Annotated in this window: 24 protein-coding genes and 1 other RNA gene; 17 read left to right on the top strand and 8 right to left on the bottom strand. The window is 63.5% G+C overall.

Annotated features, from left to right (window positions below; translation table 11 throughout):
* Positions 1 to 332: 332 nt before the first annotated feature.
* Entirely contained in the window at positions 333 to 1,034 is a 702-nt protein-coding gene (locus EOA79_RS15510) for a cytochrome c family protein (protein ID WP_095799305.1), read from the bottom strand.
* A 187-nt stretch (positions 1,035 to 1,221) separates the two neighbouring features.
* Here EOA79_RS15510 and EOA79_RS15505 point away from each other — a divergent pair, with 187 nt between their 5' ends.
* Positions 1,222 to 1,950 carry a 3-deoxy-manno-octulosonate cytidylyltransferase gene (locus EOA79_RS15505; protein WP_067324478.1) on the top strand — a complete coding sequence of 243 codons (729 nt, stop codon included), beginning with the start codon at positions 1,222 to 1,224 and terminating at the stop codon, positions 1,948 to 1,950.
* A gap of 26 nt (positions 1,951 to 1,976) precedes the next feature.
* The gene (locus EOA79_RS15500) at positions 1,977 to 2,840 is read left to right on the top strand and encodes a prephenate dehydratase (protein WP_066996244.1); all 864 of its coding nucleotides are present in this window, start codon (positions 1,977 to 1,979) and stop codon (positions 2,838 to 2,840) included.
* A gap of 269 nt (positions 2,841 to 3,109) precedes the next feature.
* Here the strand turns inward: EOA79_RS15500 and EOA79_RS15495 are convergent, their stop codons facing one another.
* The 3 genes from EOA79_RS15495 to EOA79_RS15485 are packed head-to-tail and all read right to left on the bottom strand — an operon-like array spanning position 3,110 to position 4,823.
* Positions 3,110 to 3,412 (bottom strand): Dabb family protein, encoded by a 303-nt coding sequence (locus tag EOA79_RS15495; protein WP_095777526.1) that lies wholly within the window; start codon positions 3,410 to 3,412, stop codon positions 3,110 to 3,112.
* A 10-nt stretch (positions 3,413 to 3,422) separates the two neighbouring features.
* Entirely contained in the window at positions 3,423 to 4,364 is a 942-nt protein-coding gene (gene nudC / locus EOA79_RS15490; protein WP_095824247.1) for an NAD(+) diphosphatase, read from the bottom strand.
* A 39-nt stretch (positions 4,365 to 4,403) separates the two neighbouring features.
* Positions 4,404 to 4,823: an HIT family protein gene (locus EOA79_RS15485; protein ID WP_066996253.1), complete on the bottom strand. Its 420-nt coding sequence runs from the start codon at positions 4,821 to 4,823 to the stop codon at positions 4,404 to 4,406.
* A gap of 180 nt (positions 4,824 to 5,003) precedes the next feature.
* Between EOA79_RS15485 and ffs the strand changes: the two genes are divergently transcribed.
* The 12 genes from ffs (at position 5,004) to EOA79_RS15425 (ending at position 18,042) form a co-directional block, all read left to right on the top strand.
* An RNA gene (gene ffs / locus EOA79_RS15480) (signal recognition particle sRNA small type) lies at positions 5,004 to 5,100 on the top strand.
* Positions 5,101 to 5,206: 106 nt separating this feature from the next.
* The gene (locus EOA79_RS15475) at positions 5,207 to 7,018 is read left to right on the top strand and encodes a DNA polymerase III subunit gamma/tau (protein ID WP_128293082.1); all 1,812 of its coding nucleotides are present in this window, start codon (positions 5,207 to 5,209) and stop codon (positions 7,016 to 7,018) included.
* 92 nt (positions 7,019 to 7,110) lie between these two features.
* A complete protein-coding gene (locus EOA79_RS15470) occupies positions 7,111 to 7,434 on the top strand; it encodes a YbaB/EbfC family nucleoid-associated protein (RefSeq protein ID WP_066996259.1) in 324 nt (107 codons plus the stop codon).
* A 216-nt stretch (positions 7,435 to 7,650) separates the two neighbouring features.
* Positions 7,651 to 8,640, top strand: coding sequence for a cell wall hydrolase (locus tag EOA79_RS15465; protein ID WP_095824407.1), 990 nt, complete (start codon positions 7,651 to 7,653; stop codon positions 8,638 to 8,640).
* Positions 8,641 to 8,761: 121 nt separating this feature from the next.
* Positions 8,762 to 9,367 (top strand): recombination mediator RecR, encoded by a 606-nt coding sequence (gene recR / locus EOA79_RS15460; protein WP_095824245.1) that lies wholly within the window; start codon positions 8,762 to 8,764, stop codon positions 9,365 to 9,367.
* A gap of 184 nt (positions 9,368 to 9,551) precedes the next feature.
* Positions 9,552 to 10,826 (top strand): lytic murein transglycosylase, encoded by a 1,275-nt coding sequence (locus EOA79_RS15455; RefSeq protein WP_128293080.1) that lies wholly within the window; start codon positions 9,552 to 9,554, stop codon positions 10,824 to 10,826.
* A 275-nt stretch (positions 10,827 to 11,101) separates the two neighbouring features.
* The gene (locus tag EOA79_RS15450; protein ID WP_095824244.1) at positions 11,102 to 12,739 is read left to right on the top strand and encodes an ABC transporter substrate-binding protein; all 1,638 of its coding nucleotides are present in this window, start codon (positions 11,102 to 11,104) and stop codon (positions 12,737 to 12,739) included.
* Between the two features lie 18 nt (positions 12,740 to 12,757).
* Complete coding sequence (locus tag EOA79_RS15445; RefSeq protein ID WP_095824243.1) at positions 12,758 to 13,825, top strand: ABC transporter permease; 1,068 nt, start codon at positions 12,758 to 12,760, stop codon at positions 13,823 to 13,825.
* Positions 13,822 to 14,742, top strand: a complete 921-nt coding sequence (nikC, locus tag EOA79_RS15440; RefSeq protein ID WP_095824242.1) for a nickel transporter permease — start codon at positions 13,822 to 13,824, stop codon at positions 14,740 to 14,742. The genes EOA79_RS15445 and nikC overlap by 4 nt, the downstream gene beginning before the upstream one ends.
* Positions 14,743 to 14,766: 24 nt before the next feature.
* On the top strand, positions 14,767 to 15,627 hold the full coding sequence (locus EOA79_RS15435; RefSeq protein WP_066996477.1) for an ABC transporter ATP-binding protein: 861 nt from the start codon (positions 14,767 to 14,769) through the stop codon (positions 15,625 to 15,627).
* Positions 15,624 to 16,370 carry an ABC transporter ATP-binding protein gene (locus tag EOA79_RS15430; RefSeq protein WP_067324757.1) on the top strand — a complete coding sequence of 249 codons (747 nt, stop codon included), beginning with the start codon at positions 15,624 to 15,626 and terminating at the stop codon, positions 16,368 to 16,370. The genes EOA79_RS15435 and EOA79_RS15430 overlap by 4 nt, the downstream gene beginning before the upstream one ends.
* 394 nt (positions 16,371 to 16,764) lie before the next feature.
* Positions 16,765 to 18,042: a 4-aminobutyrate--2-oxoglutarate transaminase gene (locus EOA79_RS15425; protein ID WP_127335257.1), complete on the top strand. Its 1,278-nt coding sequence runs from the start codon at positions 16,765 to 16,767 to the stop codon at positions 18,040 to 18,042.
* 57 nt (positions 18,043 to 18,099) lie between these two features.
* Here the strand turns inward: EOA79_RS15425 and EOA79_RS15420 are convergent, their stop codons facing one another.
* The 4 genes from EOA79_RS15420 to EOA79_RS15405 all read right to left on the bottom strand — a co-directional run bounded on the left by EOA79_RS15420 (position 18,100) and on the right by EOA79_RS15405 (position 20,308).
* Positions 18,100 to 18,429, bottom strand: coding sequence for a type II toxin-antitoxin system RelE/ParE family toxin (locus EOA79_RS15420; RefSeq protein ID WP_067324496.1), 330 nt, complete (start codon positions 18,427 to 18,429; stop codon positions 18,100 to 18,102).
* The gene (locus EOA79_RS15415) at positions 18,430 to 18,660 is read right to left on the bottom strand and encodes a type II toxin-antitoxin system ParD family antitoxin (protein ID WP_095824240.1); all 231 of its coding nucleotides are present in this window, start codon (positions 18,658 to 18,660) and stop codon (positions 18,430 to 18,432) included.
* Positions 18,661 to 18,698: 38 nt separating this feature from the next.
* Entirely contained in the window at positions 18,699 to 19,952 is a 1,254-nt protein-coding gene (locus EOA79_RS15410) for an FAD-dependent oxidoreductase (RefSeq protein WP_067324500.1), read from the bottom strand.
* A gap of 164 nt (positions 19,953 to 20,116) precedes the next feature.
* A complete protein-coding gene (locus tag EOA79_RS15405) occupies positions 20,117 to 20,308 on the bottom strand; it encodes a hypothetical protein (protein WP_127214990.1) in 192 nt (63 codons plus the stop codon).
* 72 nt (positions 20,309 to 20,380) lie between these two features.
* Between EOA79_RS15405 and EOA79_RS15400 the strand changes: the two genes are divergently transcribed.
* The 3 genes from EOA79_RS15400 to bfr all read left to right on the top strand — a co-directional run bounded on the left by EOA79_RS15400 (position 20,381) and on the right by bfr (position 22,569).
* On the top strand, positions 20,381 to 21,697 hold the full coding sequence (locus tag EOA79_RS15400) for an imelysin family protein (RefSeq protein WP_179293618.1): 1,317 nt from the start codon (positions 20,381 to 20,383) through the stop codon (positions 21,695 to 21,697).
* 109 nt (positions 21,698 to 21,806) lie between these two features.
* A complete protein-coding gene (locus EOA79_RS15395; protein ID WP_066996295.1) occupies positions 21,807 to 22,118 on the top strand; it encodes a (2Fe-2S)-binding protein in 312 nt (103 codons plus the stop codon).
* The gene (bfr, locus tag EOA79_RS15390) at positions 22,084 to 22,569 is read left to right on the top strand and encodes a bacterioferritin (protein WP_066996298.1); all 486 of its coding nucleotides are present in this window, start codon (positions 22,084 to 22,086) and stop codon (positions 22,567 to 22,569) included. Before EOA79_RS15395 ends, bfr begins: the two co-directional genes overlap by 35 nt.
* Positions 22,570 to 22,759: the final 190 nt, after the last annotated feature.

Here is a 22,759-nt window from a genome sequence, read left to right as displayed (position 1 = left end):
CCCTTGGGAGCGTCCGGATTGACATAGTCGTAGCGTTGGAAATTTTCGCCGTATTTGGACGGGCCGGTCAGCGAGGACGTGGTGTGCCACTCATCAGCGAGGCTGGCCTGCAGGCTGGCGGCGAAGGCGATCGCCAGCATCGATGCGAAAAACGTGCGGGAGCGGCCGACCGTCATGCGTTCTCCTCGTCGCAACAGTATCCACCGGCAATCTAGATCATTTGACGCCGGTGAAAACCGCAAGCGCCGGCTTTTGTCTCAGCATATGCGGCTTTCCTAACAAAAAAGCCGGGACGAACCCGGCTTTTCCAAGGTGTCTTTATGACGAAATGTTTATTGCGCGGGCGCGACCGGCTTGGCCGGGGCGGCACCTTCGGCCGGCTTTGCCGGAGCCGCACCTTCGGCCGGCTTGGCGGGTGCCGTACCTGCGGCCGGCTTCGCCGCGGCGGCGCCTTCGGCGGGCTTGGCTTCCGCCGAAGCGCCCGGCTGCGGCAGCGGCTTCGGATTGTCCGACAGCGTGCGCAGATAGGCGATCACGTTGGCGCGGTCCTCATCCTTCGGCAGGCCGGCAAAGCCCATCGCCGTGCCCTTCACGAACTTCTTCGGCGCGTTGATGAAGTGGTTGAGGTTGTCGTAGGTCCACTTCTCGGCGCCGCCCTTGGAGAAATCCTTCATGCCGGCCGAATAGGCGAAGCCCTCATGCTCGGCGACGGGGCGATCGATGATGTCCCAGAGGTCCGGACCGACCTTGTTGGGGCCGCCCTTTTCGCCGGAATGGCAGGCCTGGCACTTCTTGAAAATGGCGGCGCCCGTCTCGGCATTGGCGGTCGCGAGCAGGTCGGCGATCGGCTTGGCTTCGGCCGCGGGCGCGGCAGCGCCGCCGCCTTCGGCCGGCTCGGCCGCCTCGATGGCGAAGCCCGGCTTCTCGGGAGCGGGGGAGGCAAACAGCCCGTCGGAAACGATGCCCACGGAAAAGACGACGAAACAGGTTCCGAGGAATCCGGCGAGCAGCTTGTTGACTTCGTTGGAATCCATACGCCCCTTGCTCCCTTTTCCGGCGGACCGTCCACTCCGTCCGTCGGTATAGCGAAGGCCCCAACGGGCCCGTTAAATCGCGCGGAAACTAGGTCTTTTGCTTCGTCGTTGCAACACCTATAAGGGCGCTTCCAGTGAGACGTTTTGCCACTTTTCCATCCGCTTCCCCGGCTGTCCCAGAAGTCCCATGTCGACATTGATCCTGATCCCCGCCCGCATGGCCTCGACGCGCCTGCCGGGCAAGCCGCTGGCCGACATCGCCGGCGCGCCGATGATCGTCCATGTCGCCCGCCGCGGCGCCGAGGCTGGGCTCGGCCGTGTGGTGGTGGCGACCGACACCGAAGCGGTCGCGTCGGCGGTAAGGGATCACGGTTTCGAGGCGGTGATGACGCGCGCGGACCACGAATCGGGATCCGACCGCATCTTCGAGGCCCTCACCCTGCTGGACCCGGAGAAAAAGGTCGAAACCATCGTCAACGTCCAGGGCGATCTGCCGACCATCGATCCTGAGATCATCGGCGCATCGCTGCGGCCCTTCGCCGACCCGTCGGTCGACATAGCCACGCTCGGCGTCGAGATTGTGCGCGACGAGGAAAGGACCAATCCGAACGTGGTCAAGATCGTCGGCTCGCCGCTCTCGGCGACAAGGCTGAAGGCGCTCTATTTCACGCGCGCCACGGCGCCGTGGGGGGAGGGCCCGCTCTATCACCACATCGGCCTCTATGCCTACCGCCGGACAGCGCTGGAACGCTTCGTGGCGCTGAAGCCGTCGCCGCTCGAACGCCGTGAGCGGCTGGAGCAGCTGCGGGCGCTGGAAGCCGGCATGCGCATCGATGCCGAGATCGTCCGGTCGCTGCCGCTCGGCGTCGACACGCCCGACGATCTCGAGCGCGCCAGGCAAATTCTTTCAAACTGAGACATCCGTAAGCGAGACCTTGGCGCATGCCTGAAAAGACCAACAGAATATCCTTCCAGGGCGAGCCGGGGGCCAATTCCGATACCGCTTGCCGCAACATGTTCCCCTCGATGGAGCCGTTGCCCTGTCCCACCTTCGAAGACGCCTTCAACGCGGTCGAGACCGGCAAGGCCGAGCTCGCCATGATCCCGATCGAGAACACTATTGCCGGGCGCGTCGCCGACATCCATCATCTTTTGCCGGAATCGCGCCTGCACATCGTCGGCGAGTATTTCCTGCCCATCCATTTCCAGCTGATGGTGCTGCCGGGCGTGAAACGCGAAGAGATCAGAAGCGTGCACAGCCATATCCATGCCCTTGGCCAATGCCGCAAATACATCCGCAAGAATGGCTGGAAGCCGGTTGTCGCCGGCGACACGGCGGGATCGGCCAAGATGGTCTCCGAGGTCAAGGATCGCACGATGGCGGCACTTGCGCCTGCGCTTGCCGCCGAGCTCTACGGCCTCGACATCATCGAGAAGAATGTCGAGGACACCGACTCGAACGTCACCCGCTTCGTCGTGCTGACCAAGAACAAGCAATGGGCCGAGCGCCCCTCGCTGGAAGCCAAGATGATGACCACCTTCATCTTCCGCGTCCGCAACGTGCCGGCCGCGCTCTACAAGGCCATGGGCGGCTTCGCCACCAACGGCATCAACATGACCAAGCTCGAGAGCTACCAGCTCGGCGCCTTCACAGCGACGCTGTTCTATGCCGACATCGAGGGCCACCCCGATGATCCGCTGGTCAAGCTGGCGCTCGACGAATTGCGCTTCTTCTCGCGCGAAATGCGCATTCTCGGCGTCTATCCGGCAAGCGCGTCGCGCGAGCAGTGGAAGGTCGCCGATTAGGTGGTTCCTAGGACCTTCGAGATTGGCAAAGGCCTTGATGCTTCGTCATCCACGGGCGAAGCAGGAGCGAAGCGACGCGGCGCAGACCCGAGGATCCATGCCGGGACTTCAACGCGTTAGGACGGTCCAGATTCTGCTCCGCTGCGCCCCTCGACTGAGGTAACGGCATGGATCCCCAGGGTCTGCGCTCCGCTTCGCGTCGCTCCGCCCTGGGATGACGACCTCATGGAGTTCCGCGTCAATCTTAGACGCCGGCGCTCGATCCAATCTCAGCCAAAGCCGAGCGGGACATAGTCGATTTCGAGAAATTTCTCGACCTCAGGCAGCCAGCGGTCGCGCACGAACGCGACGTGGTCGGGATGCTCGTTGTATCTGGTGTAGGCAGCCTGGTCGGCGAACTCCATCGAGAAGCCGAACTGATAGTCGTTCTTCGGGCTCACTTGGCGCAGCTGCTCGAAATGCGTCACACCCTTGATCGCCGTCAGGATCTTCTTGGCATCGTGGAGGAACCGCTTCGCCTCCAGCGAATGCGGCGGATGCTTCAGCGTGAACACGACGGTATGACGGATCATTTCTCGGCTCCTATTCGCTGTCGACCCAGGCGCGGATGAGGTGGTGGGCGATCGCCCCTTTCGGCGGCGTGATCAGGCCGCCCGGGTGCGTCCTCTCCAGCATCGAGCGCACCTCATCGCGGAAGAACCAGCGGCAGTCTTCGAGCTCGTTCAGGTCGGCCTGGATGTCCTCGTTGAGCGGCTCGCCGAAGCAGCCGATCATCAGCGAATAGGGGAACGGCCAGGGCTGGCTGGCGTGGTAGACGACGCGGCCCAGCCGGATTCCGGCCTCCTCCAGCGTCTCGCGGCGCACCGCCGCCTCGATCGTCTCGCCGGGCTCGATGAAGCCGGCAAGGGCCGAATACATGCCCGGCCCGAAATGCCGGCCGCGCCCGAGCAGGCATTTCTCGCGCGTCGCCGTCAGCATGATCGCCACCGGATCGGTGCGCGGGAAATGGTCGGTGCCGCAGGCCGGGCAATGCCGCCTGTAGCCGCCGGCGCGCATCTCCGAGCGATTGCCGCATTTGCTGCAGAAAGCGTGGCTGGCATGCCAGGCGAGCAGCGCAGCGCCCTGGGCCAGCGCGCCGGCCGCCGCTTCGTCTATCAGCCCCTGCATATAGACGGAGCGGTAGTCGATCGCCTTCACCGTTTCCGGCAGATTTTCCGGTTCGATCCCGGCGGGCACGGCCAGCACCGGGCCGCTCTCCGAGAGGCCGAGCAGCACGCCGCCGTCGAGCGAAACCTCGAAGGCCTGGCTTTCCGCCGCTTCGAACCATGGGTCGAATTTGCCGTCGTCGAGCTTCAGATAAAGCCTGCCGCCATGCATCAGCATCAGCCGCGCCGATCGCTCGCCAAGCGCCTTCTCGACCGCGTCGTCGGCGCGGTTTTCCGATTGCCGGTCGATCCGGTTGCCGGCGAAACCGACGAATTGGCTCGGCTCGCGCAAAGGCGCGTCAAACAGACGAAAGTTCATAGGAGACTCGAGGAGGGGCAGGAATGGACACTGATGGGCTTATAGCGCTGCCTTGATCTTTTCGGCAAACCGGCGGATGTCGGACCGCTCATACGGCTCGCGCATGCCATGCCCCCAGACCGGCCCTGGCCAGCCGGGGTCGCTCTCGCTGCGGGCGATGACATGGACGTGCAGCTGGCGCACGATGTTGCCGAGCGCCCCGGTGTTGATCTTGGTGCAGCCGGTCACCCGCTTCAGCGCGTGCGCCACCATATTGGTCTCGAAGGTCAGCATCGTCTGGTCGAGCGGCGTCAGGTCGTGGATTTCCTCCACGCCCGGCCGCTGCGGCACCAGGACCAGCCACGGCCAGCGGCGATCGTTCATCAGCCGGAGCTCGCACAGGCCGAGCCACATGAGCTGCTCACTGTCCGCCTCCAATCGGGCGTCCAGTGTGAAACCGGCCTTTAGGCCAGGCAGCATGGGCGTTTCCCTCACTTTTCGAGAATGCTTCAAACCCTGAACGCTAGAGCGACGGCAAGGTGGCTGCAAGCGAATCATTGACCGCTCCTGCGGATTTGAAGGTCGTCTGCACCGCATGGCCTGGCCGGTGATCCACTACGACCCTTGCATTTCGCCGCTGAATTGCCGATATGGAGCTTGGGAGGTTGGTGGTGGACGATCCACTCGCCAACCGGGTCAGGTCCGGAAGGAAGCAGCCCTAACGAGCCCGGAACGGGTCATTGTTCCAGCCTCCCGCCTCTTCGCCTTTCTCCCGCGACATTGACGGCGCCGAGCCGTGCGGGCGAGACTATGCGCAGGAATCGGCCGCCTTCCGTCGCGGTCCTTGGAGCTTTTGACGGCGAATGAGCGAAGCCGGAAATTCGGGGCCAGAAAGCCTGGAGACAGGTAAGGCCGGCGCCTATCGCGTGCTGGCGCGCAAATACCGCCCCTCCAATTTCTCCGCACTGATCGGCCAGGAGCCGATGGTCCGCACGCTCACCAATGCCTTCGCCACTGGCCGCATCGCCCAGGCCTGGATGCTGACCGGCGTGCGCGGTGTCGGCAAGACGACGACGGCGCGCATTCTCGCACGCGCCCTGAACTATAAAACCGCCACTGTCGACCAACCCTCCGTCGACCTTTCGACCCCCGGCGAGCATTGCCAGGCGATCATGGAAGGCCGCCATGTCGACGTCATCGAGATGGACGCGGCTTCCCATACCGGCATCGACGACATCAGGGACATCATCGACCGCGTCCGCTACGCGCCGGTCTCGGCCCGCTACAAGGTCTACATCATCGACGAAGTGCACATGCTCTCCACCCAGGCCTTCAACGGCCTGTTGAAGACGCTGGAAGAGCCGCCGCCGCATGTCAAATTCATCTTCGCCACCACCGAGATCCGCAAGGTGCCGATCACGGTTCTGTCGCGCTGTCAGCGCTTCGACCTGAGGCGCATCGATGCCGGCGCGCTCGTCGCGCATCTTTCCTCGATTGCCGCCAAGGAAGGCATTTCCGTGGATGATGAGGCTTTGGCGATGATTGCGCGGGCCGCCGAGGGCTCGGCGCGCGATTCGCTCTCCATCCTCGATCAGGCGATCGCCCATGGCAGCGGCACCGTCAGCGCCGCCGCCGTTCGCGCCATGTTGGGCTTGGCCGACCGCGCCCGTATCATCGACCTGTTCGAGCACGTCATGAAGGGCGATGTTGCGGCGGCCTTGTCCGAATTCCGCGCACAATACGATACCGGCGCCGATCCGGCCGCGGTGCTCACCGACCTGGCGGAATTCAACCACCTCGTTACGCGTCTGCGGTTCGTGCCGGCCGCGGCCAATGATGCCTCGCTCTCCGAGGACGAGCGGCGGCGCGGCGCCGAATTTGCGAGCACGCTGTCGGTGCGCGTGCTCTCGCGAACCTGGCAGATGCTCCTGAAAGGTATTCCCGAGGTGCAGTCCTCCAACCGTCCGGTCAGCGCCGGCGAGATGGTGCTGATCCGGCTGGCGCACGCCGCCGACCTGCCGACGCTGGACGAAGCGCTGAAATCGCTCGAGGGGGCGGCCCCTGTGCCGAATGGCGCTCCGCGCGCCAATGGAGCGCCGGCAAGCAGTGGCGGCGGCACAAATGCCGTGGCGCCGGCGCGGATGCCGGCCTCTAACGGCGGAGGGCAGACCATGCGGCTGGTCGAGATGCAGCCCGCGCCCGCCGCCTTCGTCCCGGCGCCCGAACCGGTCATCGAAACACCGGCCGTTCCGGTGAAGTCGCTGGCCGACATCGCGGCCCTGGCCGATGCCAACCGCGACATCGCCTTCAAGGTGTTGGTCAAGCGCTGCGTGCGGCTGGTGCGCATCGAGCCTGGCCGCATCGACGTCAGCCTGACCGACGATGCGCCCAAGATGCTGCTCAACGACCTGACCTCCAAGCTGCGTGCCTGGACCGGCCGCAACTGGCTGGTCTCGCTGTCGAAGGAAGAGGGTAGCAAGACGCTGGCCGAGATGGAGACGACAAAGCGCGAGAACGCCTTCTCCGATGCCAGGAGCGATCCGACCGTCGCCGCCATCCTCGCCCGCTTTCCCGGCGCCAAGATCATCGACGTGCGCATTCCCGATGTGCCGGAAGCGGAAGGCGCTGACGCCGACCTGCCGGTTGAGCCGGCTGCCGACGACGAAGAGATTTAGAGCTGACGAACGCGTCAGGGAAAGAGTACGGACCGGTTTCGGTCAAGATCATATTCGCGTTAACGTAGATTCCAACAAGAGGAAGTTTCACGATGAAGGATCTTCTCGGCCTGATGGGCAAGGCAAAGGAAATGCAGGCCAAGTTCCAGGCCATGCAGGATGAGATCGCCACCCTGGAAGCCACTGGGCAGGCGGGTGGCGGCCTGGTCAGCGTGACCCTGACCGGCAAGTTCGAAATGAAGGCGCTGAAGATCGATCCGTCCTTGCTGAAGGACGACGAGGTGGAGATCCTCGAAGACTTGCTGTTGGCCGCTCACAATGATGCCAAAAATAAGGTCGAGCTGGTCATGCAGGAAAAGACCAAGGCATTGACTGCGGGCTTGCCTATACCGCCCGGAATGAAATTGCCGTTCTAAGGCATCTGCCACCAGTTAATTGATGGTGAACGAAAATTGAGCCCAGGCCGCAATATTAACCATTTTGCCGGCATGCTCACGGGCTCATTTCGCGACATTCATAAAGTTTTACCCAAGTCCAGAGGTTGCTAACCATCTAGCCATCTTTTTGCCTGAAAGAGTCTCATTCTTGCCACATCTCGGGGCGGGCTGGCATCTGGAAATGAGGCTTTTTTGTTGATCGCGACGCGATGGAAGACGCCGCTGCTGCTTATCGGCATCGCCGCTTCCCCCTTGCTCCTGGCCGGCTGCAGCCAGACCGCTTCACATGGCATGTCGGTGGCGAGCCTGACCGACGCCGTCACCCCGAGCTTCCTCAGCTCGCGTTCCTATAAATACTCGATGAAGGACAAGGAGTGCCTGCAAAGGGCGATGTTCTTCGAGTCCAACCGGTCGAGCCGTGACGGCATGATCGCCGTCGGCACGGTCGTGATGAACCGGCTACGCTCGGGACAGCATGGCAGCACGATCTGCGAGGTCGTCGGCGAAAAGGGCCAGTTCGCCCCGGGCGTGCTGACGCGCCCGATGAATTCGCGGGCATTGCCAGATGTCGAGGAAGCCGCCGAGGCAGTGCTGAAAGGCGAGCGCAAGGCCAAGCTCAAGAACACGATGTTCTTCCACACCGCCGGCCTGCGTTTCCCCTACAAGAACATGCACTACACGATGGTGGCCGGCGGCAATGCCTTCTATGAGAAGCGCGGCCGCAACTGGCAGCCGTTGTCGGATGAGCCGATGGTCGCCATGGCCTCCGGCAAGTCGCAGAAGACCGACCCCACCGCTCCGGTCCTCGTCGCTTCCGCCGAGCCGGTGGTCAAGACGATCGTTCATGCTGATCCGGCCAAGCAGGCCGCTACGACCGCGGCTGCCGCGCCAGCGCTTCCGGCCAAGACCACAACCGTTGCTGCCCAGCAGACCTATGTGACGGCCTCCGCCGCGCCAGGGCAGAAGGCCGGCCGCGTCACGGCGAAGCCGATCATGGTGGCGATGCAGGAGCCGATGGAGGAGCCCGACGCCTCCCGCTTCGGCGGCACGTTGAAAGGTCGCTACATCACCTCCGTTCCGAGCGCTCCGCAGGAAGCGGCGATGGGATTCCAGTCGACGCCTGAGAACACCGACGCCATCGGCGCGCTGATTGTCAGCCAGTCCCGGCCGCTCGAAGCCTACTGAGCCAACCCGCCATCAAATGATCCGCCTTGACGGCATGGCGGATCATTTCCTGTTGCGGATGTCACCAAAGCGCTCTGAAAACCGTTTCGCACTTTTCCCGGAATTGCTCTAGATCAGAGCGATGTCGAAAAGAATCGCCGGTCCAGAGATAGAACGCCTGATCCAGCTCCTGGCCAAGGTGCCGGGGCTCGGGCCGCGTTCGGCAAGGCGCGCGGCTCTCCATCTCATCAAGAAGAAGGAGCAGCTGCTCGAGCCTTTAGCCGCAGCCATGGGCGAGGCGGCCGATAAAGTGCGCATCTGCTCGACCTGCGGCAATGTCGACACCTCCGACCCGTGCATGATCTGCACCGATCCACGCCGCGATGCCGGCACGCTTATCGTCGTCGAGGACGTCTCCGATCTCTGGGCGCTGGAACGCGCCGCCGCCATGAATGTGCGCTATCACGTGCTCGGCGGCACGCTGTCGCCGCTCGATGGCATCGGCCCGGACCAGCTCAACATCCGCTCGCTGGTAGACCGTGTCGCCGGCGGCGAGGTGAAGGAGGTGATCCTTGCCGTCAACGCCACCGTCGAGGGCCAGACCACGGCGCACTACCTGACCGATCAGCTCTCGGGTTCCGAGGTCAAGGTGACTAGGCTCGCGCATGGCGTTCCGGTCGGCGGCGAACTCGACTATCTCGACGAAGGCACGCTTGCCGCGGCGCTGCGCTCGAGGACGGCGTTTTGAGGGGAGGGGATTGGTGACTGGCGTTTTTCCCGGAAAGGCCGCACTCCGTCCCACCCCCCTCTGTCTTGCCGGACATCTCCCCCGCAAGGGGGGAGATCAGACGTCACGCCGGCTTTCGCCAATATCCAAGGTCGCAGGAAGAGGCGGGGCACCGAAACAGCCAATCTCCCCCCAAGTGGGGGAGATGTCCGGCAAGACAGAGGGGGGCGCGACAGAACGCGGCTTTTCCAAATTCGGCTTCGCATTTTTCCTTGCGGCGCTTGCCGTCCTCCTCACCCTCCCCGCTCGCGCCACGCCCATCGACAACCAATTCCAGGCCTGGCTGCAAAACGACCTCTGGCCCGAGGCCAAGGCCAAAGGCATTTCCAAAAAGACCTTCGACGCCGCCTTCATCGGCGTGAAGCCGAACCTGAAACTGCCGGATCTCGTCATGCCCGGCGAGAAGCCGGCGACGCCGCAAAAACAGCACCAGGCGGAGTTCGGTCCGCCCGCCAATTATTTCGCCGTGAAGACCATTCGGGCCGTCACCGGCGGAGGACGGTCGCGCGAGAGCGCCAACGCCCGCGTGCTTGGGCTCATCGAGAAGCGCTACGGCGTGCCTGGCGAGATCGTGCTGGCGATCTGGGGTCGCGAGACCGGCTTCGGCGCCGCCAAGATGCCCTACGACGCCTTCGAGGTGCTAGGCACCAAGGCGTTCATGTCGACGAAGAAGGATTTCTTCCGCACCGAGGTGCTGGCCGCACTAGAGATCGTCGAGCGCGGGCTCGCTCCGGTCAATGCGATGAAGTCCTCCTGGGCCGGCGCGCTCGGCCAGCCGCAATTCATGCCGACGTCCTTCCTCAAGCATGCCGTCGATTTCGACGGCGACGGCCGGCCCGACATCTGGAATTCGACGCCGGACGTGCTCGCCTCCATCGCCAACTATCTTGTCCACTATGGCTGGGTGAGGGGGCGCGGCTGGGGGACGGAGGTGATTGCGCCGGCAAACGTCTCCTGCGCGCTCGAAGGACCCGACCAGGGTAAGAAGATTTCTGACTGGGTGGCGATGGGCATCAGGCGCGCCAACGGAAAGGCGTTTCCGGCCAGTGAACTCAAGGCCGAGGGTTTCCTGCTGATGCCGGCCGGACGCAGCGGCCCCGCTTTCATCGTCACGCCGAATTTCTATGTGCTGAAGCAATACAACACCAGCGATCTCTATGCGCTGTTCATCGGCCACGCCGCCGATCGCATCGCCAAAGGCGACGCCACCTTTGCCGGTACCTGGGGGCGGGTGGGCGATCTCCACCGGTCCGATATCGCTGCCCTCCAGCAAGCGCTGGAGGCGAAGGGCTACGATGTCGGCAGCGCCGACGGCCTGCCCGGCTTCAAGACACGCCGCTCGATCGGCGTCTGGCAAGCGAAGAACGGCAAGACCGCCACCTGCTTTCCGGACGCGAACCTGGTCGCGCAGCTGAAATGACGGGCGACTTCCAAGCGGCCAAGATTTGGCAGATTTTTCCCAATCGACGGCTTCGGCTAGCCGGCGCCTGGGTAGACTCGCGGTGGCCCACTCTGGCCCAATAAGCTGTCTCGAAAAATGCGCGTTGCGGGTTCGAACGCCGCCGAATAGGGTGTTGACCAACTGGACAAAAACCACGACGGTAAGGTCGGTGGGCCGTCGATCGGTCCCAAGGAATTCTGCAACCCTGAGCCGGGAACTCAGGTCAACAATCAACAAAACAGGGAACGACTACCATGATGCTGGAAAGGTTTGCTCTTCGCTCTCGTGGCTTTCTCGCGGGTGTGGCGATGTCGGCGCTGCTCGCGGTGCCGGCCTTTGCGGTCACGCCTGCCGACACGTTGGTCGAAGGCTTCGCCTTCGACGATATCATCTCGATGGATCCGGGCGAAGCGTTCGAGCTGTCAACCGCTGAGGTTACCGGCAACACCTACGATCTCCTGGTTCGCCTCGACCTCAGCGACACCTCCAAAGTCAAGGGCGATCTCGCCGAGAGCTGGACTATTTCCGACGACGGCCTGACCTACACCTTCAAGCTCAAGCCCGGAATGAAGTTCGCCTCCGGCAATCCGATCACCGCCGCCGACGTCGCCTATTCCTTCGAGCGCGCGATCAAGCTGGACAAGAGCCCCGCCTTCATCATCAACCAGTTCGGCATCAGCGGCGACAACGTCACCGAAAAGGCCAAGGCGGTCGACGACACCACCTTCCAGTTCGTTGTCGACAAGGCCTATGCGCCGAGCTTCGTGCTCAACTGCTTGTCGGCTACCGTCGCCTCGGTCGTCGACAGCAAGCTGGTCAAGGAACATGTCGCCGCCGTCACGCCGAGCGCCGACTACAAATGGGACAACGACTTCGGCAATGCCTGGCTGAAGACCGGCTATGCCGGCTCCGGCCCTTACAAGCTGCGCGAATGGCGCGCCAATGAAGTCGTCGTTCTGGAACGCAACGACAACTACAACGGCGAGAAGGCCAAGATCGCCCGCGTTATCTACCGCTTCATGAAGGAAAGCTCGGCGCAGCGTCTGGCGCTCGAGGCCGGCGATATCGACGTCGCCCGCAACCTCGAGCCGAACGATCTCGACGCCATCGCCAAGAATGGCGATCTCACCACCACCAGCGCGCCGAAGGGCACGGTCTATTACATCAGCCTCAACCAGAAGAACGCCAACCTCGCCAAGCCGGAGGTTCGGCAGGCCTTCAAGTACCTGGTCGACTATGATGCGCTGGGCTCGACCATCCTCAAGGGCATCGGCGAGATCCACCAGTCCTTCCTGCCCAAGGGCGACCTCGGCGCCATCGACGACAACCCGTTCAAGCTCGATGTCGCCAAGGCGAAGGAGCTGCTGGCCAAGGCCGGCCTGCCTAACGGCTTCAGCGTGACCATGGACGTACGCAGTAAACAGCCGGAGACAGGCATGGCGGAATCGATCCAGCAGACGCTGGGTCAGGCCGGCATCAAGCTGGAGATCATTCCCGGTGACGGCAAGCAGACGCTGACCAAATACCGCGCCCGCAACCACGACATCTATATCGGCCAGTGGGGCCAGGACTATTTCGACCCGAATTCCAATGCCCAGACCTTCGCCTCGAACCCGGACAATTCCGACGCCGCCAAGATCAAGACCCTGGCCTGGCGTAATGCCTGGGACATTCCGGACCTGACCAAGCAGACCGAGGCGGCGCTGCTGGAGAAGGATTCGGCTAAGCGCGCCGACATGTACAAGGATCTGCAGAAGAAGATCCTCGACACCAGCCCCTTCGTCGTCATCCACCAGCAGCTCGAAGTGGCGGGCCTGCGCAAGAACCTCAAGGGCTTCGCGCTCGGACCGAGCTTCGACACCAACTTCGTCGGTGCGGTCTCGAAGGAATAGCGTTCTCGGACGCGCCGCGTGAGCATAGTTGAAAACCAGGCGGTGGCCGGGCGCGGCAGCGCCCGTGCCGTCGCCATTCTATCCGCGCTCGGCAGTTTCCTGGTCATCGCGGTGACGACCTATCTCGGTCTTCTCGCTGTGACCTTCTTCATCGGCCGCGTCATTCCCATCGATCCGGTGCTGGCCGTGCTCGGCGACCGGGCCCCTACTGCCGTCGTCGAGCGCACGCGCCGCGAGATGGGCCTCGACCTGCCGCTGATCCAGCAGTTCTACATCTACGTCAAAAACGCGCTCAGCGGCGATTTCGGCACTTCGGTGCTGACCACCAATCCGGTGATGTCCGACATCCGCCGCGTCTTTCCGGCGACCATCGAGCTGGCGACGCTCGGCACGATCATCGGCGCCGTCATCGGCGTGCCGCTCGGCGTGCTCGCTGCTGTCCGTCGCGGCAGTTTCGTCGACCAGATCGTGCGCATCATCGGCCTTATCGGCTATTCCGTGCCGATCTTCTGGCTGGGGCTCCTCGGCCTCGTCCTGTTCTACGCCAAGCTGCAATGGGTCGCCTTTCCGGCGCGGCTCGACGTCGTCTACGAATACACTTTCACGCCGATCACCGGCTTCTACCTGCTCGATGCGGCCATGCAGGGACAGTGGGATGTCTTCTACGACGCCTACCGCCACATCATCCTGCCGGCCTCCCTGCTTGGCTATTTCGCGCTCGCCTATATCAGCCGCATGACGCGCTCCTTCATGCTGAACGAGATGGCGCAGGAATATATCGTCGCCGCGCGCGCCAAGGGCCTGTCGGAGACGCGCATCATCTGGGGCCACGCGCTGCGCAACGCCGCTGTGCCGATGGTGACGGTGATCGCGCTTTCCTATGCCAGCCTGCTCGAAGGCTCGGTGTTGACCGAGACCGTCTTCTCCTGGCCGGGCATCGGCCTCTACATCACCAATTCATTGCAGAACGCCGACATGAACGCGGTGCTCGGCGGCACCATCATCATCGGCTCGGTCTTCATCGCCATCAACCTTCTGTCGGACCTGCTCTATCGGCTCCTCGATCCACGGACGAAAGTCGAATGAGCGCCGAGACGATGCAAACCCGTCGCGAATGGCTGCTCAGCGAGCGGCCGTCCTCGCGCATGCAGGCAAGGCTCGGCCGCGCCTATGTGGCCTGGCGGCGCTTCACAGCCAACCGGCTCGCGCTCGTCGGTTTGCTCATCATTCTCGCGTTGGTGGTGGTAGCCGCGCTTGCCGGCGTGCTGGCACCCTACTCGCCAACCGTGGGTGACCTGAAGAATGCCCGTCTGCTGGCGCCGAGCGCCGCGCATTGGTTCGGCACCGACGACCTCGGCCGCGATATCTACTCGCGCATCCTCTACGGCTCGCGCTGGACGCTCTATGTCGTCATCCTCGTCGCCATCATCGCCGCGCCCATCGGCCTGCTGGTCGGCACCGTCGCAGGCTATGCCGGCGGCTGGACCGATGCCATTTTGATGCGCATCACCGACATCTTCCTGGCTTTCCCGAAGCTGGTGCTGGCGCTGGCCTTCGTTGCGGCGCTCGGCCCCGGCATCGAGAACGCGGTGCTGGCGATCGCCATCACCTCCTGGCCGCCTTACGCGCGCATCGCGCGCGCCGAGACGCTGACGGTGCGCAATTCCGACTACATCAAGGCGGTGCAATTGATGGGTGCCTCGCCCTTCCGCATCGTGCTGCGCCACATCATGCCGCTCTGCATCTCCTCGCTGATCATCCGGGTGACGCTCGACATGGCGGGCATCATCCTCACCGCCGCCGGCCTCGGCTTCCTCGGCCTCGGCGCGCAGCCGCCGCTGCCCGAATGGGGCGCGATGATTGCGTCCGGCCGCCGCTTCATCCTCGACCAGTGGTGGGTGGCTGCCGCGCCAGGCGCTGCCATCCTCATCGTCAGCCTCGGCTTCAACCTGCTCGGTGACGGCCTGCGCGACGCGCTCGATCCCCGGAGTGGCGACCAATGAGTGGCGACCGATGAGCGGCAACCAATGAGCGGCAATTCCGATAGGCAAACGAAAGGCACGCTGCTCGAAGTCGACGATCTGCGCGTCACTTTCCCGACACGCACCGGAATCGTGCAGGCGGTTCGCGGCGTTTCCTTCTCGCTCGGCCGCGAGCGGCTGGGCATCGTCGGCGAGAGCGGCTCCGGCAAGTCGCAGACCGGCCGCGCCATCATGGGCCTGACCCCGCCGCAGGCCGAGGTGTCGGCGAAAAAGCTGCGCTTCGACGGCATCGATCTGCTCTCGGTGTCATCCAGCCGGCGCCGTGCGCTGCGGGGAAACCGCATCGCTATGATCCTGCAGGACCCGAAATACTCGCTCGATCCGGTGATGACCATCGGCCGCCAAATCGTCGAGACGCTGCGCACGCATGAGAAAGTTGGAAAGGCCGAAGCGCGCGAGCGCGCGCTGGAGATGCTGCGGGCGGTCCAGATTCGCGATCCGGCCCGTGTCTTCGACCTTCACCCGCATGAGGTCTCGGGCGGCATGGGCCAGCGCGCGATGATCGCCATGATGCTGATCGCCGGGCCGGAACTGATGATCGCCGACGAGCCGACCTCGGCGCTCGACGTCACCGTGCAGCTCGATGTGCTGAACATTCTCGATAGGCTGGTCGCCGAGCGCGGCATGGGGCTGATCTTCATCTCGCATGATCTGCGCCTGGTGTCCTCCTTCTGCGACCGCGTGGTCGTCATGTATGCCGGCAAGGTGGTCGAGCAGCTCAAGGCGTCCGAGCTGCGCGAGGCCCAGCATCCCTATACGCGCGGCCTGCTCAACTGCATGCCGAGGATCGGCTTCGAGCGACACCCGCTGCCGGTGCTCGACCGCAAGCCGGAGTGGGCGGCATGACGGCCGCCATCACCATCGAAGGGCTGGAGGTGATTTTCGACCGCTTCCGCGCGCTGAAGGGCGTTAAACTCGAAGTCAGGGAAGGCGAGTCCTACGGCCTGGTTGGCGAAAGCGGCTCCGGCAAGTCGACCCTGCTCAAGGCAATCACCGGCCTTGCGCCTGTCGCTGCCGGCACCATCGCTATCAACGGCAAGACGCTTGGCAAGACCCGCGACAAGGCCTTTTACCGCGACGTGCAGATGGTCTTCCAAGATCCGTATGGGTCGCTGCATCCGCGCCAGACCGTCGACCGGCTGCTGCAGGAACCGCTCGCCATTCACGCAATCCAGGATGGCGAGAAGCGCATCGAGCGCGCGCTGGACGAAGTCGGCCTCGGCAAGGGTTTCCGCTTCCGCTATGCGCACCAGCTCTCCGGCGGCCAGCGCCAGCGCGTGGCGATCGCCCGCGCGCTGATCCTCGAACCTTCGATCCTTTTGCTCGACGAGCCGACCTCGGCGCTCGATGCTTCTGTCCAGGCCGAGGTGCTGAACCTGCTCGAAGAGGTGCGGCGGCGGCGCAAGCTCACCTTTCTGATGGTCAGTCACGACCTCGCCATCATCACCCATATGTGCGAACGGCTGATGGTGATGCAGAACGGCGAAGCGGTGGAGACGCTGACCGCAAGCCAGCTGATCGGCCACCGCGTGAGCGAGGATTATACGCGCAACCTGCTTCGGGCGAGCGAGGGGTTTGTGAGGGTGTAGTTTTCTCTCGCAGGTTCGCGACGGGGTGCGACCTGGCTTTTAACTCTCCGCAGCAACGATCACGTCTGCTTTGGCGCCATCCCGCACCCGACATGCAGGGCGGAGCGGCAAGGACGGCAAGGCGGACGATGTCGCGTTCCTGCTCATGGTTCCCTCGGCCCGCGGGAGCCGCTCCCGGCAGCGGCACGTCGCGGCTGCAGCGAGGATAATCGATCGGCCGGAAAAGGAAACTGTTTCTGCCTGATGATCGGCCGGCTGGTCGAGACCGATTTCGGCCTTGCGGCAGGCCCAATCGACTGGGCCAATGTGCCGACTTGAGGAAAACCTGAAATAAGGTCAGAAGAGGCTTTGACGGCATCAAAACGGAGCGGGCGCCTGCCCGATGAGGTGTGAGATGAAGAATTCAGCCATTTCCGAACGCAAGAACCAGTCGATCTCGCGCGGCGTCGGCATGACCACGCAGATCTACGCCGATCGTGCCGAGAATTCGGAAATCTGGGACGTCGAGGGCCGCCGATACATCGACTTCTCGTCGGGCATTGCGGTGGTCAACACGGGTCACCGCCATCCGAAAGTGATCGAGGCGGTCAGGTCGCAACTCGACCGCTTCACCCACACTTGCCATCAGGTCGTTCCTTACGAGAGCTATGTGCGCCTCGCCGAGCGCCTGAACGGCATGCTGCCCGGCAAGTTCGACAAGAGGACCGTCTTCGTCACCACTGGCGCCGAGGCGGTCGAGAACGCCATCAAGATCGCGCGCAACGCCACCGGTCGCCAGGCGGTCATCGCCTTTTCCGGCGGCTTCCACGGCCGCACCTTCATGGGCATGGCGCTGACCGGCAAGGTCGTGCCTTACAAGGTTGGCTTCGGCGCCATGCCGGCCGATGTCTTCCATGCGCCGTTCCCGGTCGCGCTGCACGGCGTGTCGGTCGCGGATTCGCTTGCAGCGCTCGACAAGCTGTTCAAGGCCGATGTCGATCCGGCCAGGGTCGCGGCCATCATCGTCGAGCCGGTGCAGGGCGAGGGCGGCTTCTACGAGGCGCCGCGCGATTTCGTGACGGCACTGCGCAAGACCTGCGACCAGCACGGCATCCTTCTTGTCGCCGACGAGGTGCAGACCGGCTTTGCCCGCACCGGCAAGATGTTCGCGATGGAGCACCATGACGTGGCGCCGGATCTCACCACCATGGCCAAGAGCCTCGCCGGCGGGTTCCCGCTGTCGGCCGTCACCGGCCGCGCCGAGATCATGGACGCGCCTGGACCGGGCGGGCTCGGCGGCACCTATGGCGGCAGCCCGATCGGCGTCGCCGCGGCGCATGCCGTGCTCGACGTCATCGAGGAAGAAAAACTGTGCGAGCGCGCCAACGCGCTCGGCGCCAGGCTGAAGCAGCGGCTGGCGTCGATCCGCGAGGACGTGCCGGAGATCGTCGACATCCGCGGCCCGGGCTTCATGAACGCCGTCGAGTTCAATGATGTGAAGAAGGGCCTGCCCTCGGCGGAATTAGCCAATGCGGTGCGGCTGAAGGCGCTCGACAAGGGCCTCATCCTGCTCACCTGCGGCGTCTACGGCAACGTCATCCGCTTCCTGTCGCCAATCACCATCCAGGACGGCGTCATGACGGAGGCGCTGGATATATTGGAGACCTCGATCCGCGAGGCGCGCGCGGCCTAAGGGGCGGACAGTGCGAATGATTCTCCTGGCGGCCGAGGCCGGTGCGGCAACTCGCCGTCAGGAGTTCGGATTCTGTAACCAGGCTGGAATATCCATTTTGGCGTGCAGGACCCGCCACACATCGATATGATCGGCCTGTTCGACATAGAAAATCAGGTACGGATAGCGCTTCAATTGCACACTGCGCAGACCGGGTAGTCCAATCGCATAGCTATATCTCAGCGAGCCCGATGCAGGATGGTTGGCTATCACTTTGTAGGCAGTTTGAAGATCCTCGACATAGGCTAGCGCCACGTGCGAACCAGCTTCGCGTGCATAATAATCGACAGTGTCTTCGATATCCCGCAAGGCAAGGGCACGAGGAATAATTGCCTTTACGGCAACCAATTATTTGCCCAGCGCTCGCTTGCGCAGCGCCGCGAAATAGTCGTCACCGACAGGAGCGCCTGGCGCGGACGAAGCGCCTTCAAGAAGCAGACCGCGCAAACGCTGACGATCCTGATCGTGGCGAATCAATTCACGCACATATTCGCTGCTCGTGCCGTAGCCGCGCTCCGTCACCTGCTGATCGACAAAATGCTTCAAGCTGTCGGGCAGTGAGATATTCATCGTGCTCATTCAACCAATGTAAGGCTGATGGCAAAAATTGGCAATCTCTACGCGCTGGCCCTTGCCGGCTCGTCCTGGCTGAAGGCCGCAAGCGCCGCCTTCAGCGCATCCGGCCCGGCTGCCACGGTGTGAGGCGCGGGCGAGAAGCCGGCGCCGAGCATCTTGCGGCCGAGCATGTGGTCGGCCGGGCGGTTGACGGATTCGATGCCCAGCAGCCGGTTGCCGGCATAGTGGTAGATCGAGAACCTGTTCTCGGCCGGCTCGCCCAGCACGACATGGCTGTCGCCGCCTTGCGTCAGGCCGACCATCTGCAACTTCATGTCGCCGATATCCGACCAGAACCAAGGCACGGCCGCGAAGGGTTCGGCATGGCCGACGATGGTGCGCGCGGCAAGCCGCGCCTGGTCGGTGGCGTTCTGCACCGATTCCAGCCGCACGTCGCCGCCGGTGAACCAGTGCCGGTAGGAGGCGGCATCGCCGACGGCGAGGATTTCCGGGATCGAGCTCTGCATATGCTGGTCGACGCGGATGCCGTTGGCGATCGCGATGCCGGCGGCTTCGGCCAGCTCGACATTGGGCACCACGCCGATGCCGATGATCACCAGTTGCGCCGGCAGGCGCTCGCCGCTTGACGTGATCGCGGCCGAAACGCGGCCGCCTTCGCCTTCCAGACGGGCAACCGTGGTGCCGGTGAGCAGGCGCACGCCCATCGCCTCCAGGCGCTGGCGCACATGCGCCGCGATTGCCGGCGCCACGGCGCGGCCGAGAAGCCTGTCGAGCGCCTCGACGACGGTGACCCTGCGGCCGGCGGCCCTCAGCGTCGCTGCGATTTCGAGGCCGATGAAGCCGCCGCCGAGGATGACGACCTCTTCGCTCTGCGCGCTCAACTCGCGGATCAGCCGCGCATCGGCCAGCGAGCGCAGCGACACCACGCCGGCGAGCTCCGCGCCATCGAGCTTGAGGAGGCGCGGCCGCGAGCCGGTGGCCAGCACCAGCCGGTCGAAGGCAATTGTGCCGCCGCCGGAAACGTCCAGCCTGCGCTCGCCACCATCGATCCTGTCGATCCAAACGCCCGGCCGGTAGTCGATGGCATTGCCGGAATAGAAGGCCTCGCCGCGCAAAGGCTGCGGCTTGGCGTCGGCATCCTTGATGAAGGTCTTGGACAGCGGCGGCTTGTGATAGGGCGGCTCGTTCTCGTCGCCGATCAGGATGACAGGCCCGTCATAGCCTTCCTCACGCAGGCTAGCGGCCGCCTGCACGCCCGCATGACCCGCACCGACAATGACCACCCCGTTCTTCATCGCAGCCCTTTTTGCCTTCAAATCTAGGATCTTCCGCCAAGTGGCGATTGTCTGCCGCCGCCGCAAGAGCCGTGGTCCGGGTCGCACCCAGGATGGCCGCCTGTCAATCCGGATATCCGCCGCATGCGCCGCCTTAAAGTTGATAATTCCAGTTTAGAATAATTCTAAACTGTTGTTTCAATTGAATTTTCTCTGTACCGCCAGTTGACTTCCAGCCGCTCCGCCGCTTTATGGAGGGCTGCGCCGCTGGCGCATTCCTTTGATGTCTGGGCCTTGAACCCTTTCGATTGGAGGCATTTCGGTGTCTTTTGCTGATTGGCCGCGCCATTGCGCGGCAACTTTGCCTTTCCGGTCATTCGTGCTTGCGCTGGCGCCGCGCGCCGGCGGCCGCATGCCTATGTCATTGAATTTCTGAGGAGATGGGATTGATGAAAGCGATAATCACGCCGCGAACTATTGCGCTACGTTGGGGCACCAGGCTTGCCGCGATCGGCGCCACCGCGGCGCTGACGGCGGCCGTGTTCGTGCTGCCGGCGAAGGCCGAAACCGATGCGAAGGCGGTGATCAAGACCTATGCCGACATCGCGCTCGCCAAATACGAGGATTCGCTGATCACGGCTGAGGCGCTCGACAAGGCCGTCGACGCGCTTCTCGCCAAGCCCTCGGCAGAGACGCTCAACGCTGCACGCGACGCCTGGAAGGCGGCGCGCGTGCCTTACCAGCAGACCGAGGTCTACCGCTTCGGCAACAAGATCGTCGACGACTGGGAAGGCAAGGTGAATTCCTGGCCGCTGGACGAAGGCCTGATCGACTATGTCGCCAAGAGCTACGGCACCGAGTCGGACGAGAACTCGCTCTATACGGCGAACGTCATTGCGAACAAGGAGATCGAGATCAACGGCAAGAAGGTCGACGCCTCGAAGCTGACGCCGGAGTTCCTCTCAGGCACGCTGCAGGAAGCCGGCGGCGTCGAGGCCAATGTCGCGACCGGCTATCACGCCATCGAATTCCTGCTTTGGGGCCAGGACCTGCACGGGACCGGTCCAGGCGCCGGCGAGCGCCCGTACACCGACTACGATCTCAAGAACTGCACTGGCGGCAATTGCGACCGCCGCGCGGAATATCTGAAGTCGGCAAGCGGCCTTCTGGTCACCGACCTGCAGGAGATGGTCAACAACTGGAAGGAAGACGGCGCCGCCCGCAAGACCCTCGTCGATGGCGAGCCGAATGCCAGCATCTCCACCATCCTCACCGGCATGGGCTCGCTATCCTATGGCGAGCTGGCCGGCGAGCGCATGAAGCTCGGCCTTTTGCTGCACGACCCGGAGGAGGAGCAGGACTGCTTCTCCGACAACACCTACAACTCGCATCTCTATGATGCGATCGGCATCCGCGCCGCCTATCACGCCAACTATACGCGCCTCGACGGCACCGTGGTTTCCGGCCCGTCGGTGTCGGACATGGTGAAGGTGGCCGATTCTGCGATCGACAAGGAACTGTCGGACAAGCTCGATACTTCGGTCGCCAAGATGGAAGCGATCAAGACGCGGGCGCTGGCCGGCGAGGCCTATGACCAGCAGATCGCCGAAGGCAATGCGGAAGGCAACGCCACTGTGCAGGCGGCGATCGACGCGCTGATCGACCAGACCAAGTCGATCGAACGCGCGGTCGGCTCGCTCAAGCTCAATGCCATCGCCTTCGAGGGCTCCGACAGCCTTGATGCTCCGGACAAGGTGTTCAAGTAGCACCCGAGCATGATCCCAAAAAGTGGAAGCCGGTTTTTGGACAAGATCATGCTCAATTGAGAAACAAGCCAAACGGCGCCGGAACAGCGCCGCTAGCCAGAGCAAGTGAATGCTGATCTGCCATTGCAACATCATCACCGAGAAGGAGATCGAGCAGACGATCATTGGTCTGCTGGATGAAGATCCCTGGCAGCTTATCGTGCCGGCCAAGGTCTATCATGCCATGCGCAAGCGCGGCCGCTGTTGCGGCTGCTTTCCAAATGTGGTGGAAACGATCATTCGGGTCACCGAGAACTACCACGCCCGTTCAGAGGGGAGCGGCGCGGATATCGTTTCACACCTGGACCGCGTCAGAGGACTGCGCGGCCAATTCGGGAGCAGAACCCATGAAAGGCGAACCGCAGGTCATCGAGCGGCTTAACGAAGCCCTGTTTCTGGAGCTTGGTGCGGTCAATCAGTACTGGGTCCATTATCGTTTGCTCGAGGACTGGGGCTACACCAAGCTGGCGAAGAAGGAGCGGGCGGAATCGATCGAGGAAATGCATCACGCCGACCGGCTGGTTGCCCGTATCATCTTCCTCGAAGGCCATCCGAACCTGCAGTCGGTCGCGCCGTTGCGCATCGGCCAGAATGTGAAGGAGGTGCTCGAATCCGATCTCGCCGGCGAATATGACGCGCGCACCTCCTACAAGCGCTCGCGCGAGATTTGCCAGGATGCGGGCGACTACGTGTCGATGAAACTGTTTGAAGATCTGCTGACGGACGAGGAAGGCCACATCGACTTCCTGGAGAGTCAGCTCGACCTGCTCGCCTCGATCGGCGAGGAGAAATACGGCCAGCTCAACGCCGACTCGGCCAACGACGCGGAGTAAGGACATGCGGGAATGCGGCGCCCGATAGATTTTTCGCGCCGCTCGTGGCGGGCCGAGATAGCCGGCCTGCTGCTCCCGAGGAACCCGCGATACCGGATCTGGCGCGGTGCCACGCTCCTGCTGGCAATCACGCTTTCTGCTCCCGCCATGGCGGGAGCAGAAAGCGTGATTGCCAGCAGGAGCGTGGCAC

This window comes from Mesorhizobium sp. M1A.F.Ca.IN.020.03.2.1, from assembly GCF_004023205.1.
GTDB lineage: Bacteria > Pseudomonadota > Alphaproteobacteria > Rhizobiales > Rhizobiaceae > Mesorhizobium.
The sequence above is the reverse complement of the archived record's forward strand: the minus strand, read 5'-3'. Positions and strand labels throughout refer to the sequence as shown.